At 65.1% G+C, this 14,722-nt stretch carries 12 protein-coding genes; 1 reads left to right on the top strand and 11 read right to left on the bottom strand.

Annotated elements, in window-relative coordinates; genetic code table 11:
- Nucleotides 1-4: 4 nt before the first annotated feature.
- From ABIB80_RS07785 to ABIB80_RS07765, 5 genes are all read right to left on the bottom strand, one after another.
- Entirely contained in the window at nt 5-1,663 is a 1,659-nt protein-coding gene (locus ABIB80_RS07785) for a hydantoinase B/oxoprolinase family protein (RefSeq protein WP_007596349.1), read from the bottom strand.
- Between the two features lie 2 nt (nt 1,664-1,665).
- Nucleotides 1,666-3,750 (bottom strand): hydantoinase/oxoprolinase family protein, encoded by a 2,085-nt coding sequence (locus ABIB80_RS07780; protein ID WP_007596350.1) that lies wholly within the window; start codon nt 3,748-3,750, stop codon nt 1,666-1,668.
- 140 nt (nt 3,751-3,890) lie between these two features.
- The gene (locus tag ABIB80_RS07775; protein WP_007596352.1) at nt 3,891-4,697 is read right to left on the bottom strand and encodes an NAD-dependent protein deacetylase; all 807 of its coding nucleotides are present in this window, start codon (nt 4,695-4,697) and stop codon (nt 3,891-3,893) included.
- 53 nt (nt 4,698-4,750) lie between these two features.
- On the bottom strand, nt 4,751-5,587 hold the full coding sequence (locus ABIB80_RS07770; protein WP_007596359.1) for an SDR family oxidoreductase: 837 nt from the start codon (nt 5,585-5,587) through the stop codon (nt 4,751-4,753).
- A 73-nt stretch (nt 5,588-5,660) separates the two neighbouring features.
- Nucleotides 5,661-6,980, bottom strand: coding sequence for a solute carrier family 23 protein (locus tag ABIB80_RS07765; RefSeq protein WP_007596361.1), 1,320 nt, complete (start codon nt 6,978-6,980; stop codon nt 5,661-5,663).
- A 125-nt stretch (nt 6,981-7,105) separates the two neighbouring features.
- Between ABIB80_RS07765 and ABIB80_RS07760 the strand changes: the two genes are divergently transcribed.
- Nucleotides 7,106-8,440, top strand: a complete 1,335-nt coding sequence (locus ABIB80_RS07760; protein WP_007596363.1) for a dicarboxylate/amino acid:cation symporter — start codon at nt 7,106-7,108, stop codon at nt 8,438-8,440.
- A 174-nt stretch (nt 8,441-8,614) separates the two neighbouring features.
- Here ABIB80_RS07760 and ABIB80_RS07755 read toward each other — a convergent pair whose 3' ends face one another.
- The 6 genes from ABIB80_RS07755 to ABIB80_RS07730 all read right to left on the bottom strand — a co-directional run bounded on the left by ABIB80_RS07755 (nt 8,615) and on the right by ABIB80_RS07730 (nt 14,718).
- On the bottom strand, nt 8,615-10,198 hold the full coding sequence (locus ABIB80_RS07755) for an ABC-F family ATP-binding cassette domain-containing protein (RefSeq protein ID WP_007596364.1): 1,584 nt from the start codon (nt 10,196-10,198) through the stop codon (nt 8,615-8,617).
- 171 nt (nt 10,199-10,369) lie between these two features.
- Complete coding sequence (locus tag ABIB80_RS07750; protein ID WP_007596366.1) at nt 10,370-10,717, bottom strand: RidA family protein; 348 nt, start codon at nt 10,715-10,717, stop codon at nt 10,370-10,372.
- A 15-nt stretch (nt 10,718-10,732) separates the two neighbouring features.
- Nucleotides 10,733-11,854: an NAD(P)/FAD-dependent oxidoreductase gene (locus ABIB80_RS07745; RefSeq protein ID WP_007596368.1), complete on the bottom strand. Its 1,122-nt coding sequence runs from the start codon at nt 11,852-11,854 to the stop codon at nt 10,733-10,735.
- Nucleotides 11,851-13,269 carry an FAD/NAD(P)-dependent oxidoreductase gene (locus tag ABIB80_RS07740; protein WP_219681719.1) on the bottom strand — a complete coding sequence of 473 codons (1,419 nt, stop codon included), beginning with the start codon at nt 13,267-13,269 and terminating at the stop codon, nt 11,851-11,853. The genes ABIB80_RS07745 and ABIB80_RS07740 overlap by 4 nt, the downstream gene beginning before the upstream one ends.
- Nucleotides 13,266-13,562, bottom strand: coding sequence for a (2Fe-2S)-binding protein (locus ABIB80_RS07735; RefSeq protein WP_007596376.1), 297 nt, complete (start codon nt 13,560-13,562; stop codon nt 13,266-13,268). The genes ABIB80_RS07740 and ABIB80_RS07735 overlap by 4 nt, the downstream gene beginning before the upstream one ends.
- Before the next feature lie 19 nt (nt 13,563-13,581).
- Nucleotides 13,582-14,718 (bottom strand): NAD(P)/FAD-dependent oxidoreductase, encoded by a 1,137-nt coding sequence (locus tag ABIB80_RS07730; RefSeq protein ID WP_007596378.1) that lies wholly within the window; start codon nt 14,716-14,718, stop codon nt 13,582-13,584.
- Between the last annotated feature and the right edge of the window lie 4 nt (nt 14,719-14,722).

Genomic DNA, 14,722 nt, shown 5'->3' with positions numbered 1-14,722 from the left:
AGCGTCATCGCGTATGCCCATAAACTGCAACCGCGTTGTCGGCCGACACGAGGCCGCTTTCGATGTCGTCGTTGACGGCTGTCGGCGCGCGCTCCCTGGGATCGCCGATGCCGGCGCCGCCTGGTGTGAGCACCACCAGCCGATCGTCTGGCGGCACCTGCTGAAAGCCTTTTCCACGCAGCTTCTTGCCGGACTTCAGGCCGACATAGCCGGCCTCGCCGTTCTTGCCGCCATCGCGGCCGCGTGGCGGATGATCGATGCGGTCGAACGCCGCCAGAATGTCGAACGGCGCATCGACGCCGCTGCCGACCTCGATGATCTGGCCGAGGCCGCCGCGGGTGCGCCCTGCCCCGCCGGAATCCGGCCGCAGTTCCTTGCGCCAGAAGATCAGCGGCGTCTGCGTCTCGGCGATCTCGACCGGCGTGCCGCGCACACCGCTGGGATAGGCGGTCGCGGACAGCCCATCCTTCGCGAAGCGCGCGCCGGTGCCGCCATTGGAGGTCACCGCCATCGAGAACCCGTAATTGCCGCCGGCGCCCGAGCGGGTCTGTCCGCGCACATTGAGATTCCACAGGCACGAGGTGCCTTCCGCGGGCACGCGCTCGGGAATGATCTGGCGCAGGCAGCCGAACACGACGTCGGGCAGCATCTGGCCGATGATATGGCGCGAGGCGACCGGCGCCGGCTTCGGCGCATTGAGGATTGCGCCAGGGGGAGCCGACACCGTCAGCGGCGAGAGCGAGCCGGCATTGTTCGGGATCTGCGAGGCGACGACGCAGCCGAGACCGAACACGGTGTAGGCGATGGTGTAGGACAGAGGCACGTTGATGCCGAACCTGGACGCGGCCGAGGTGCCGTCGAAATCGACGTGAATGCCCGCGTCCGAGATGGTCAGCGTCGCCTCAAGCGAGACCGGCGCATCATAGCCGTCGACCACCATGGTGTTGCGCCAGGTGCCCTTCGGCAGCTTGGCGATCTCAGCCAGCACGGCCTCGCGCGAGCGGTCGCAAATGTAGTCGCCGAGTGCGTCGAGCGTGTCGATGCCGAACTCGGTCATCATCTCGACCAGGCGCTCGCAGCCGACGTCGTTGCAGCCGGCAAGCGAGTAGGTGTCGCCCTCGGTGTCGATCGGCAGCCGCGTGTTGGTGCGGATCATCGCCATCAGCGTCTCGTTGACGACGCCCCGGTCGATCAGCTTCAGCATGGGGATGTAGAGCCCCTCCATGAACACGTCGGTGGCATCAGGCCCGAAGCCGATGCCGCCGATGTCCATGAGATGGCTGGTGCAGGAAAACAGCGCCACCGGCTTGCCGTCCTTGAAGCAGGGCGTGGTGACGACGAAATCGTTGAGATGGCCGGTGCCCATCCAGGGATCGTTGGTGATGTAAGCGTCGCCCTCCTTCATCGTCTCGATCGGAAAGTGGGCGATGAAGTGCTTGACCGATTCCGCCATCGAGTTGACGTGGCCGGGCGTGCCGGTCACCGCCTGCGCCAGCATCCGGCCCTTGAGGTCGAACACGCCGGCCGAAAGGTCACCGCATTCGCGCACGATCGGGCTGAAGGCGGTGCGGAGCAGCACCTGCGCCTGCTCCTCGACCACGGCGATCAGCCGGTGCCACATGATCTGAAGGTCGATCAGGCTCGCGCCGCTTGCCTTGCTCATGATCAGGCCGCCTTCCGTTCCATGACGATGCTGCCAGCACCATCGATATGGGCATCAAAACTGTTAGAGACGAACGTCGAGGTCTCGTCCTCCGCGATCACCGCGGGACCTGCAATCGTCGCGCCCGGTGCCATGTCTTCACGGCGATAGAGCGGGATCTCGATCACCTCCCCTGCCCTACCATCGAAGAACTTGCGGCTGCCGGTCGCCTTCCCGGCGGGCTTGCGCGTAACGGCCGCGACCATAGCCGGATTGCGCGCCTCGGTCGTCGCGAGCACGGACCAGCTCAACACCTCGATTGCCGCACCCGGGATCGACCGCTCGAACATCGCCGCATAATCCGCCTCGAACTTCTGGCGCAGTCCGGCCAGGTCGGCCGTCGCCAACCGGCGGTTCGGCAGTTCGATCGAGATCTCATGGCCCTGGCCGACATAGCGCATGAAGGCGGCGCGGCGCTCGCGCACCGGCGCACCGGCCGCACCCGTCTCGACCAGCGTACGCGCTTCGGTCACCATCTCCTGGAGCAGGTCGGAAACACCATCGGTGTCGAAATCGTCGAGCCGGACATGACGGCTGCGCACCAGCTCGTAGGCGATCGGAGCCGCAAGGAAGCCAACGGCCGAGCCGACGCCGGCATTGGAAGGGACGATCACGCGGGAGACGCCGATCTTTTCGGCGACGCGCGCCGCATGCAGCGGTGCCGCGCCCCCGAAGGCGATCAGCGTATGCTGACCGACAATCTCGCCGCGCTCGACCGCATGCACGCGGGCCGCACTCGCCATGTTCTCGCAGACGACCTCGTGCACGGCATAGGCCGCAGTCTCCGCCGACAGGCCCAGCGGCTCGCCCACGGCGCGCAGCAGCGCCCGCTTCGAGAGCTCAGGGTCGAGCTTGATCGTTCCACCCGCAAAAGCGTCGGGGTCGATCAGGCCGAGCGCAACGTCGGCATCCGTCACGGCGGGGCGCAGGCCGCCGCGGCCGTAGCAGGCGGGTCCGGGCTCCGAGGAGGCACTCTCGGGGCCGACCGTGACGCGCTTCATCGCGTCGACATGGGCGATCGAGCCGCCGCCGGCGCCGATCTCGACCATCTCGATCACGGGAATCCGCACCGGCAGACCAGAACCTTTCAGGAAGCGCGCGGCGCGATCGACCTCGAACACGCGCGAGGTCTCGGGCTGGTATTTTTCGATCAGGCAGATCTTGGCCGTGGTGCCGCCCATGTCGAAGGACAGCACCTTGCTCTCGCCGAGACGCGCCGCGATCTGCGCCGCGAAAATGGCGCCGCCGGCGGGACCGGATTCGACAAGGCGCACCGGAAAGCGCCGCGCCGTCTCGATCGAGGTGACACCGCCGCCGGAGGTGACGAGATAGATCGCGCCGCGGTACTGCTCGACCTGCAAGGCGTCGGACATGCGGGCGAGATAACCATCGATCAGGGGCTGCACATAGGCGTTGGCCACCGCAGTCGATGTGCGCTCATATTCGCGGATCTCCGGGCACACCGCGGAAGACACGGTCACGGAAATGCCGGGCATCTCCTCGCTGATGATCGCGGCCGTGCGGCGCTCGTGCTCGGGATTGGCGTAGGAGTGCAGGAAGGCGACCGCGACGCTCTCGACATTCAGCGCGCGCAATCGTGGCGCGAGCGCACGCACCGCCGCTTCGTCCAGCGGGAGGCGGACGGCACCGTGGGCGTCGATACGCTCGGGCACGGTGAAGCGCAGGGATCGCGGCGCCAGCGGCTTGGGCTTGTCGATGCTGAGGTCATACTGGTCGTAGCGGCTCTCGGTGCCGATATCGAGCACGTCGCGAAAGCCCTCGGTCGCGATCAACGCCGTCTTGGCGCCGCGACGCTCGATGATGGCATTGGTCGCGAGCGTCGTGCCGTGAATGAAGACGTCGATGTCGCTGATATGGGCGCGCGCATCAGCGAGAATGAGTCGCATGCCGTCCAGCACCGCCTCTTCCGGCCGCTGCGGTGTCGTCAGCAATTTGCGCGTCTTGCGCACCTCGCCCACGTCCAGCACGATGTCGGTGAACGTGCCACCGATATCAACGGCAAGCCGCACCTCGGCTCCCTCAAGCATTCCAAATTCTCCGTGCTGATCGTCAAGACTGAGGACAAAAGCGCAGCAATTTCCATGCCATGGATGACAGGAACATGCTGTGTCCAGCTATTCTGCTTGGCACCCATGCAATAGGCAAGGCGTGTTCGCAGCCCGCGCCATCAGAGCAGGAATGCAAGCGCCGCTTCGCAGCGCTCCTCGACCTTCAGCGTAAGGAGATCATCGGCGCGGGTGCGTCCGAGATTGACCGCAGCGATCGGGATTTGCCGGTGCGCGGCAGCCTGCACGAAGCGGAAGCCGGAATAGACCATCAGTGACGAGCCGACGATGAGCATGGCGTCGGCCTGCGCCAGATGATCCTGCGCGGTAGCGACCACGTCGCGCGGGACGTTCTCGCCGAAGAATACGACATCGGGCTTGAGAATGCCGCCGCAGGCTTCGCAAGGAGGCACCTTGAATGACGAAAAATCCGCATGCTCCAGGTCCGCATCACCGTCGGGTGCATCGGCGGCATCGAGCGTCAACCATTCCGCATTGGCGCCGCCGAGCATCTCCTGGAATTCGCTCCGCGGCGTCTTCGCTCCGCAGCCCATGCAGCGGACCAGATCGAGCCGGCCATGCAGGTCGATCACCTGGCGGTGGCCGGCGGATTGATGCAGCCGGTCGACGTTCTGGGTCAGCAGCATTCCGCAACGCCCGCTCGCCTCGAGCCGGGCAAGCGCGTGATGCGCATCGTTCGGCCTCGCCTGGCCGAACCGCCGCCAGCCGATCAGGCTGCGCGCCCAATAGCGCCGACGCGTATGCTCTTCCGACATGAAAGCCTGGAAGTTCACGGGCTGGGTCCGCTTCCAATTGCCGTGACTGTCGCGATAATCGGGAATGCCCGAATTGGTGCTGCAGCCGGCGCCGGTCAGCACGAACAGATTTTCGTGCCGGCCGACGAAATCGCGGAGCGGATGATTTGTCATGGCGCAGATGTAGTCTGCTGCGCTCGGTTTTGCCAGATGGGCCAGGACGCCCGCTAGCTCGCCCAGTTGTCGCGAAACTCGGGAAACAGCGTCAGACCTCCACAGGCGTAGATGGTCTGGCCGGTGATGTAGCTGGCTTCATCGGAGGCGAGGAAGGCGAACACGGCCGCGATCTCTTCCGGCGTGCCGACGCGGCCGAGCGGAATGTGGCTGGTGACCACACTGCGCTTTTCCGGATCGCCGGTCCAGGCCGCGTTGATCGGGGTGTCGATCGCGCCGGGACCTACCGCATTGACGCGAATGCCACGGCTCGCGAATTCCAGCGCCAGCGTGCGCGTCAGATTGGCCATGCCGCCCTTGCTGATGGAATAAGCGAGATAGCCGGGTTTCGGGATGATCTGGTGCACGCTGGAGCAATTGATGATGCTGCCGCCTGCGCCGCGCGCCACGAAATGCGCGAGCGCCTTCTGGGCGCAGAATACGGCGCCGTTGAGATTGACGTCGATGATGCGGCGATAGGTTTCGATGTCGAGCGACTCGCTCGGCGATTCCCGCTGGAAGCCGGCATTGTTGACGAGGCAGTCGAGGCGCTTCCAGCGCGCCAAAACCATCTCGAACATCGCCGCGACCTCCTGCTCATTGCTCACGTCGGCCTTGACGATTGCATGATCGAGCCTGCCGTGGCCCCGATCGCTCGATGCCGTCCGTGCCAGCGCGAGCGTCTCCTCGGCCTTTTCAGGGTGATCGACATAGTTGATGGCGACGGTCGCACCTTCCTGCGCGAGCCGGATTGCGACGGCACGGCCAATGCCTTGGGAGGCGCCGGTCACCAGCGCGTACTGGCCGACAAGACGCGAGTGAAACGAGGTCGAGCGATCGGTTTGTGGCATGGGTTCTCTCCGGGATGCCCTGATCAGCGACGGAACCGGCCTTTTGTTCCATCCCTCAGCGCATCGCTGCGATTCATTCAGCGCGGCGCGCGAATGGCGATGTCAAAATTTGGTACAGGATGATGGCGCCAAAGGTTGCGGTGCCGATCCCGCCGATGGTGAAGGCACCGAATTTGAGCGTGAGGTCTCCGGCGCCTGCGGTGAGCGCGACCGCGACGGTGATCAGGTTTGCCGGACTTGAGAAGTCGACCTTGTTCTCGACCCAGATCCGGCCGGCCATCGCGGCGATCAATCCGAACAGCACGATCGAGAGTCCACCGATGACAGGGCCCGGGATCGACAGGACCAGCGCGCCGAACTTCGGCGAGAAGCCGAGCACGATCGACACCAGGGCCGCGAAGGCAAACAGCAAGGTCGAATAGACCTTCGTCGCCGCCATGACGCCGATGTTTTCAGCATAGGTGGTAACGCCGGTGCCGCCGCCGCAGGCCGCCACGATGGTCGCGAGGCTGTCGGCGAGCAAGGCGCGGCCGAGATAGTCATCGAGGCTCCGGCCCGTCATGGCGCCGACTGCCTTGATGTGACCGAGGTTCTCGGCGACGAGGATGATCGCGACCGGCGCGATCAGAACGATCGCATCGGTCTGGAAGGTCGGCGTGGTAAAACTCGGCAGGCCGATCCACGGCGCGGCCGAAACTTGCGTGAAGTCGATCGGCTTGCCGAAGCCAAAGCCGTTCGCGAACAGCAGGTACAAAAGATATCCGCCGATCGCGCCGAGAATGATCGGCAGGCGGCGCCACAGGCCAGGCGCGCCAACGGCAACCACGCCGATGATCAGAACGGTCGCGAGCCCGATTCCCGTGTCGAACGCATTGGCGCTCACGGCCTTCACCGCCACCGGCGCGAGATTAAGGCCGATCGCGGCGACCACGGCGCCGGTGACGGCCGGCGGCAACAGCTTCTCGATCCAGCCAACCCCCGACCACATCACGATCAGCGCGATCACGCCGTAGAGGACGCCGGCTCCGACGATGCCGCCAAGCGCAACCGACAGGTTCGGGTTCGGCCCGTGCCCAACGTAACCGGTCGCGGCGATCACGACCGCGATGAACGCGAAGCTCGAGCCGAGATAGCTCGGCACGCGCCCCGCGACGATGACGAAGAAGATCAGCGTGCCGATGCCGGAAAACAGCACCGCAACATTGGGATCGAACCCCATCAGCAGCGGCGCGATGATCGTCGAGCCCGACATTGCGACGCAATGCTGGAGACCGGAGACCACGGTCTGGCCAAGCGGCAGCCGCTCCTCGGGCATGATCACGCCGGAGGACTTCAGAGTCCAATGCGGGAAATAGCCTTGCGCTCGCTCGTCGGAGCCCGTTGCAATCGGCATGTTCCCCCCAGTTGCGGTGCAGCGACCGATCTTCGTGCGAACAGACAAAAATGTGATTGTCGCTTCTGCAGCGGCCATCACATGATGCAAATCAAACAAGATCAATACGTTCCGGGGCCTATTCTATGACACAGATCGCGATCCAGCCAGCCATCCACCGGCGGCACCAGCCCTGGTACAAGATCCTCTACATCCAGGTGCTGATCGCGATCGTGCTCGGGGTGCTCGTCGGCTATTTCTATCCCGATCTCGGCAAGGCCCTGAAGCCGCTCGGTGACGGTTTCATCGCGCTGATCAAGATGATGATCGCGCCGGTGATCTTCTGCACGGTGGTGCACGGCATCTCCTCGATGGGCGACCTCAAGCGCGTCGGCCGGGTCGGGCTGAAGTCGCTGATCTATTTCGAGACCGTCTCGACCGTGGCGCTCGCGGTCGGCCTGCTGGTCGGCGAGGTGCTCCAGCCCGGACATGGCTTCAATATCGATCCCGCCACGATCGACCCGAAATCGGTGGCGACCTACGTCACCAAGGCCAAGGAAGAAGGCATCGTCGCCCATCTGATGGCGATCATCCCCGACAGCTATCTGGGCGCCATCGCACGCGGCGATCTGTTGCAGGTGCTGCTGATCTCGATCCTGTCGGGCTTCGCCATCGCCTTTCTCGGCAAGGCCGGCGAGCCCATTGCGGAAGCGATCGACAAGGCCGCAAAGATGTTCTTCGGCATCATCCGCATCATCGTGCGCGTCGCCCCGATCGGGGCGTTCGGCGCGATGGCCTTCACCGTCGGCGCCTACGGCCTCGGTTCGCTGCTCAACCTGGCCGCCCTGATCGGTACGTTCTATCTCACCAGCATGCTGTTCGTGCTGGTCGTGCTGGGGGCGATCGCAAGGCTCGCCGGCTTCTCGATCCTGCGCTTCATCGCCTACATCAAGGACGAGCTCCTGATCGTGCTCGGCACCTCGTCGTCGGAGACGGTGCTGCCGCAGATGATCCAGAAGATGGAGCATCTCGGCGCCTCGCGTTCGGTGGTCGGCCTCGTCATTCCAACCGGCTACAGCTTCAACCTCGACGGCACCAACATCTACATGACGCTGGCGACGCTATTCCTGGCGCAGGCGACCAATACCCATCTGACCATCTGGCAGGAGCTCGGCATTCTCGGCATCGCCATGATCACCTCGAAGGGCGCCTCGGGCGTGACCGGGGCGGGCTTCATCACGCTCGCGGCAACGCTCTCGATCGTGCCGGACATCCCGATCCAGTCGATCGCGATCCTGGTCGGCATCGACAAGTTCATGAGCGAGTGCCGCGCGCTCACCAATCTGATCGGTAACGGTGTCGCCTGCGTCGTCATCAGCATCTCCGAAGGCGAGCTCGACCGTGATGCGCTGCACGACGCCATGGCCCATCCGCTGGAGATGGGTGAGGCGCTTGAACCGGGCGGCAGCGCCGCCTCCTAAGCCGCGCAGGTTTGGCGGAGTCCGGTTCCAACGCGGTAGTTTCCCGGAGTGGTAAATTGGCGCAACGCGAGTCACAACTGCTGCGTTGGGATCACGGATTGATAGTCATTTTTTTCACCCGACGCGCTGGGGGCAGGGCGTCGGGTTTTTGTTAATCAACGATGGGCAGCGGACTTAGCCGGCCAGTTCGACCCTGCGCGTGATCCCGATCGCCTGCAAGAACGCCTCGTCATGACTGACGACGAGCAGCGCGCCGTCATAGGCCCTCAAGCCCGCTTCGACGGCTTCGATTGCCTCAATGTCCAAATGATTGGTCGGCTCGTCGAGGATCAGCAAGGACGGCGGCATCGCTCCGCCCAGCACGCAGGCGAGGCCGGCGCGAAACATCTGCCCGCCGCTCAAATGTCCTACGATCTGCAAGGCGGCATCGGCGCGAAACATGAACCGGGCCAGCGCGGCATGGCATTCATTTGCACCCGCCTTCGGATGGAAGCGCCTGAAATTGTCCAGGATAGAGACCGCGGGATCGAGCAGGCTGACCTTCTGATCGAACAGCGCAAGGTCGGGCCTGACCCGCACGGTGCCGGAGAGCGGACGTAGTTCGCCAGCGATGAGTTTCAGCAGCGTCGTCTTGCCGGAACCGTTGGGCCCGACAATTGCCAAGCGCTCCGGACCGACGATCGCGAGCGATAGCTCGCGCAAGACTTCCCGGTCCGGCCGATAGCCGGCACTGACACAATCGAGCCAGACTACCTCCCTGCCGGCCGGCAGCTGAGTCGAGGGCAGCTTCACCGACAGCGGCTGAAGAATCTCGATGCGGCGCCGCGCCCTATCGACGGCCTCAAGCGCATCCGCACGCCGCCGCTCGGCGATCCGCGCGTTCTTGCCGCCGGTGTCTTCGCTACGGTCCTTGCGCGCGCCGGCCAGGATGCGCGGCATGTCGCCCTTGGTGCGTTTCTTCTTACCGCCGCTGTCCTTGCGCGCTTTCCTCTCCGCAGCCTCCTGCGTCTTCCCCTCGATCGCGGACAGCCGCCTCTCGGCATGCGCGAGGTCGTGCCCGACAGCCGCGAGCGCGGCAGCTTTCTGCTCGCAATAACTGCTCCAATTGCCGCCGTATCGCGCGGCTCCGAGCGACGTCAGCTCGACAATCGCATCCATGGTTTCGAGCAGGCTCCGATCGTGGCTGACGACAATCGCCCCACCGCGCCAGGACGCAAGGAAATCGATCACGGCCTTGCGCCCCTCCCGATCGAGATTGTTGGTGGGCTCGTCGAGCAGCAGGAAATCCGGCTCCGCAAAGATCAGCGCGGCGAGACGAACCCGCGTGACCTGGCCGCCCGACAGGCTGCCGAGCTCGAGCTCCGGAGCGACATCGAACCCGATGCGCGCAAGGGCGGATGCAAGCCGCGTTTCGAGGGTCCAATCGACCTCGGTGACCTCCTCAGCCGAGGCATCCCCGCGCGCGGCACGGCGAAGGAGATCGAGCGCGGCTCGCACAACGAACAGATCGATCACCTTCGCGCCCGCAAGCGGCTGGACATCCTGCCGCAGCAGACCGACAGTTCCATTGACGGCAATGCGCCCCGACTGGGGGATGTGCTCGCGCAAAATCGCTGCAAGCAGCGTCGTCTTCCCGACGCCGTTGCGGCCGACGAGGCCGGTCCGCTCGGCGCCGAACGTCAGATCGATATTGGAAAAAAGAGAGCGGCCGTCAGGCGTGGACAGCGACAGGTTGGACAGGATGATTGAAGCAGGCATGGAATTCCCCGTGAGCAAGGCAGGTCGGCTTTGCGGTCGGGGTAAAATCCATGGCTCTCGAATATCCTGTTTGAGGAGCTTCTAACTAGTCCCATCGAAGCGCGAGATCAAGGCGAGGCTCGCAGGGACGACAGCGCGCGGGAGTGCTGACGTGCCCGCCGGCCTGCGCGATCAGCCCTTGAGCGCGGTGACCACGACCTCGATCAGCGCGCTGCCGCCGAGATCGGCGACGCCGACGGTGGCACGGGTCGGCAGATTGTCGCCGAAGAACTCGGTCCAGACCGCGTCCATCTCCTTCTTCTTGGAAAGATCCGTGACAAAGATCGAGGTGCTCACAACGCGCGACTTGTCGGTGCCCGCTTCCTTCAGATAGCCCGCGATCTTGCCGAGGATGTTGCGGGTCTGCTCGCCCATCGACACCGAGGTGTCGTCGGCGATGGTGCCGCCAATGAAGACGAAGCCGTTGGCTTCGACGGCGCGGTGCATGATGGGCGTGCGGATGCTGCGGGTGATGCTCATGATGTCCTCTTGTTGCTAGAGCGTGGAGGGATGGAAACGGTCGATGCCGAGATCGCCGATGCGGGTCTGGGTGCCGCCATTGACAATCAGCTCCGCCATGACGGCGCCCGCGCCGGGGCCGAGCTGGAAACCGTGGAGCGAGAAGCCGAACTGGTGATAGAGGCCCTTGTGGCGGCTGCTCGGTCCGAACACGGGCAGATCGTCCTTGGTCTTGGCCTCGATGCCGGCCCAGGCCCGCATGATCGTCGCGTCGCGCATGACCGGGAACAGCTCGAACACGGTGCGGGCGCTCGTCGCGAGGCTCTTCCAGTCCAGCACGGTCTCGTTGCGATCTCGGTACGGCGTTGCCAGATGGCCGCCGCCGATCAGCACCGTGCCGTTCCTGAATTGCTTGAATGACAGTTTGCGACCGCGCAGGATCACGACCGGGTCGATGAAATGCGGCACGCGCGAGGTGATCATCAGCATCGGCGCAACTGTCTCGACCGGAACGGGCTCACCGAGCGCGGCTGCGATGGTCCCGGCCCAGGCGCCGGCGGCATTGACGAGCACGGGCGCGGCAAAGCTCTCGGCGCCGACATCGACATGCCAGAGGCCATCGGTGTGCCGGATGTTCGTGGCGGCAATGCCCTCGCGCACGGTCGCACCGAGCTGCCCGGCCTTGCGCCGGAACGCCGTCGTCGCCTGCGCGGGATTGGCTGCACCGTCGCGGCGCGAGACCACGCCGCCGGGACAGGTCTCGGCGACCGCAGGCACGAGGCGCCGCAGCTCGGCCGCATCGATCAGCTCCTCATGGGTGAAGCCGAGCGCGTTGAGCTCGGCCACACGTGCACGGCAGGCCGCGAGTTCCTCCTCGTTCTCTGCGACGAGAACCTGGCCATAGCTCTCGAAGCTGCAATCGTCGTCGAGGAGATCGGTGATCTTCTCCCAGATTCCCATCGAGCGGATCGAAAGCGGGATTTCGGGGATGTGCCGCGCAAGCTGGCGCACGCCGCCGGCGTTGACGCCGGAGGCGTGCCGGCCGGCATAGTCCTTCTCGATCAGCACCGGCTTCAGGCCGGCAAGACACAGATGCAGCGCAGTCGAGCACCCGTGGATGCCGCCGCCGACGACGATCGCATCCACGTTTTTAGTCATCCGCGCACCACCGCCTTGATGTCGTCTTCGCTCTTTGGAACCGCGGCAAGCTCGGCGAGCGTGATCGGCTTGACCGGCGCGCGCAGCCGGTAATAGCCGATCTCCTGCGGGCTCTTGCCTCGTGCCTGCGCCATCAGCTCGGTGACGGTGAGGCCGCAGAGCCGACCCTGGCACGGACCCATGCCGGTGCGGCGATAGGCCTTGAGCTGGTTCGGCCCGGTCGCGCCGATCGCGACGGCGTCGAGAATATCCTTTGCGGTGACCTCCTCGCAGCGACAGACGATGGTGTCGCCCGCGGGAATGCGAAACTGCTGCGCCGGACGGAACAGCGTGTCCAGGAAAACGCGGCCACGCTCGGCCTTGGCGAGATCGGCGCGGAGCGTCGCCATCGTCGCAAGCTTTGTCGCCGCCGCAGGCGCCAACGCCTCCACTGCCGCGCGCGCCGCGATGCGGCCGCGCACCACGGCTGCGTTCGCGCCGCCGATGCCGGCACCGTCGCCGGCGATCGCAATGCCCGCGACCGACGAAGTGCCGCTGGCATCGAGCACCGGAGACCAGCACAATTGCAGATCATCCCAGCGATGCTCGATTCCGGCCGCCATCGCCAGATTGACGTTGGGCACGACGCCCTGGTGCAGCAGCAAGAGATCCGCAAGGACGGTCTCGCGTTCGCCGCCGGCGACATAGCTCACGCTCGCGAGCTGGCCGTCGCCAGATGCCGAAAGCTCGGTGACGCCGGAGACGACCTGCACCTTCGCCTTCACCTCGCGCATCATTGACAGGCCCTTGGCGAAATAGGGCGACGTCAGGAAAGCGAAGGCGTGGGGAAGAGCCGCGAAATAATTGCCGCGCTCGGTGGTGTCGAGAATGCGATCGATGCGGCCGCCGAGACGCAATATCTGCGCGGCGAGGAGCCAGAGCAGCGGCCCCTGTCCTGCGATCACCGTACGGCCATCCGGCACCAGGGCCGATGATTTCAACATCGTCTGCGCGGCGCCCGCGGTCATCACGCCCGGCAGCGTCCAGCCGGGAATCGGGAATGGCCGCTCCAGCGCGCCGGTCGCGAGGATCACGCGTTTCGCCTTGACGAAGGCCGAGGCGCCGCCGATCGAGACCGCGATCTCGAGGTTGCGGTCGAGGCTCCAGACCGTGGCGCGGTGAATGACCTCGGCGTTGCCTGCGCGCAGCGCCTGCACGAGATCGGAACCGACCCAATAGTCCTCACCGAGCTGTTTGCGGTCGGTCACGGGCGTCGAGGCGATGGCACGAAACACCTGGCCGCCGGGGCCGATATTCTCGTCGAGCAGCAACGTCGACAGGCCGGCTTCGGCGGATGTCGCGGCGGCGGCGAGGCCGGCAGGCCCGGCGCCGACCACCACCACATCGTAGTCTTCGCGCTTGGGAGCCACAGTCATTTTCCGATCTCCCGCTTGCCCTTCTGGATCTCGACCTGCATGCCCTCGGCGACGGGCACAAGGCAGCCCTGGCGGTTGCCGACGCCGTCGATGGTGACGAGGCAGTCGAAGCACACGCCCATCATGCAATAGGGCAGACGCGGCGCACCGCTCACCGCGGTCGAACGGCGGGCATCGCAGTTCGAAGCCAGTAGCGCTGCGGAGACGGTATCGCCCTGCCGCGCCGCGACGGCAACGCCGTCGACGAAGATCTGCACTGGCGGCCGCTTGTCCTGTTCGGATCGTTTGAACATCTTGGTTCCTTCAATGTCGCTAGTAGCCGCTGTTGTTCGCAGCACCGGCGGCGCTAAACCGACTGGCTGAAAACGCGCCGACCAGCTCGGGCTCGAGCGCGCCCTGCGCAACCATGCGTGCGATCTCGAAGGCGTGGTTGGAGGCGAGCGTCACGCCGGAATGGCAGCAGGCAACGAAAGCGCCGGGATGCGTCTCCGACTGGTCGTAGATCGGAAAGCCGTCCTGCGGCATGACGCGAATGCCGGCCCAGCTCCTGACCACGTTGAGCCGCGCGAGATGCGGGAACATGCGCTGGGCACGATCGGTCATCACGGCGCTGATCGAGTGCTTCAGCGTGCGATCGTCGAGCTCGTCTTCTTTGCTGTCGCCGATCATCACCGTGCCCTCGTCGGTCTGACGGATCGTTGTCAGCGGATGCGGCAGGAACGGCATGGTGCGTTCGGTCACTACGATCTGGCCACGGGTCGGGCCCATCGGGGCGTAGAGACCGACCATCGGCGCCAGCGTCTGGTTGGCATTGCCGGCGGCGAGCACGATCTTGGCGGCACGGAGTTCGCCCTGCGGCGTCGTCAGGCGGAATTCGTCGCCACTCTTGCTGATCGCCGAGACCGGACGCTCCGGAAAATAGTCGATGCCGAATGCCCTAAAGCCGGTGTGGAACGCACGAAAGGTCCGCAGCGAATTGACGTGACCGTCAAGCGGGCAATAGCTTCCGCCGGAAACTTCGGGGCCGATCAGCGGCAGTGACTTCTTCACTTCGGAGGCGGAGAGCATCTCCATCTTGTAGTCGGCGGCGCCCGTCTGGTTGTGCATGCGCTTGACCAGCTCAGCGCGCTGGCCGAATTCGTCCTCGCCGAGCGTGAGATGAAATCCGCCATTCTGCTGAAGAGAGACATCCAGGCCGGTCTGCTGCTTCAGCTCGGACGCGAGCCGGCTCCACGCCTGCGACGCCTGCACCGTCCAAACGGTATAGGCCGGCATGCCAAGCCCTTTGCTCTGTACCCAGACCAGCGCAAAATTCGCGCGCGAAGCACGCTTTGTGATGTCGCCTTCGTCGAGCACGGCCACCTTCTTGCCGAGCCTTCCCAGGCCCCACGCAATCGCGGAGCCGAGCAATCCGCCGCCGACGACGGCGACGTCGTAATCTGTTCGCATGGAT

This window comes from Bradyrhizobium sp. i1.15.2 (assembly GCF_040548425.1).
In the GTDB taxonomy this organism is placed as follows: Bacteria; Pseudomonadota; Alphaproteobacteria; order Rhizobiales; family Xanthobacteraceae; genus Bradyrhizobium; species Bradyrhizobium canariense.
The sequence above is the reverse complement of the archived record's forward strand: the minus strand, read 5'-3'. Positions and strand labels throughout refer to the sequence as shown.

Excerpts from the sequence above, each read along its gene's own strand:
- ABIB80_RS07765 (WP_007596361.1), bottom strand. The coding sequence starts at position 6,980 with ATGCCGATTGCAACGGGCTCCGACGAGCGAGCGCAAGGCTATTTCCCG.
- ABIB80_RS07735 (WP_007596376.1), bottom strand. The coding sequence starts at position 13,562 with ATGTTCAAACGATCCGAACAGGACAAGCGGCCGCCAGTGCAGATCTTC.
- ABIB80_RS07780 (WP_007596350.1), bottom strand. The coding sequence starts at position 3,750 with ATGCTTGAGGGAGCCGAGGTGCGGCTTGCCGTTGATATCGGTGGCACG.
- ABIB80_RS07755 (WP_007596364.1), bottom strand. The coding sequence starts at position 10,198 with ATGCCTGCTTCAATCATCCTGTCCAACCTGTCGCTGTCCACGCCTGAC.
- ABIB80_RS07775 (WP_007596352.1), bottom strand. The coding sequence starts at position 4,697 with ATGACAAATCATCCGCTCCGCGATTTCGTCGGCCGGCACGAAAATCTG.
- ABIB80_RS07730 (WP_007596378.1), bottom strand. The coding sequence starts at position 14,718 with ATGCGAACAGATTACGACGTCGCCGTCGTCGGCGGCGGATTGCTCGGC.
- ABIB80_RS07770 (WP_007596359.1), bottom strand. The coding sequence starts at position 5,587 with ATGCCACAAACCGATCGCTCGACCTCGTTTCACTCGCGTCTTGTCGGC.
- ABIB80_RS07745 (WP_007596368.1), bottom strand. The coding sequence starts at position 11,854 with ATGACTAAAAACGTGGATGCGATCGTCGTCGGCGGCGGCATCCACGGG.
- ABIB80_RS07740 (WP_219681719.1), bottom strand. The coding sequence starts at position 13,269 with ATGACTGTGGCTCCCAAGCGCGAAGACTACGATGTGGTGGTGGTCGGC.
- ABIB80_RS07750 (WP_007596366.1), bottom strand. The coding sequence starts at position 10,717 with ATGAGCATCACCCGCAGCATCCGCACGCCCATCATGCACCGCGCCGTC.
- ABIB80_RS07785 (WP_007596349.1), bottom strand. The coding sequence starts at position 1,663 with ATGAGCAAGGCAAGCGGCGCGAGCCTGATCGACCTTCAGATCATGTGG.
- ABIB80_RS07760 (WP_007596363.1), top strand. The coding sequence starts at position 7,106 with ATGACACAGATCGCGATCCAGCCAGCCATCCACCGGCGGCACCAGCCC.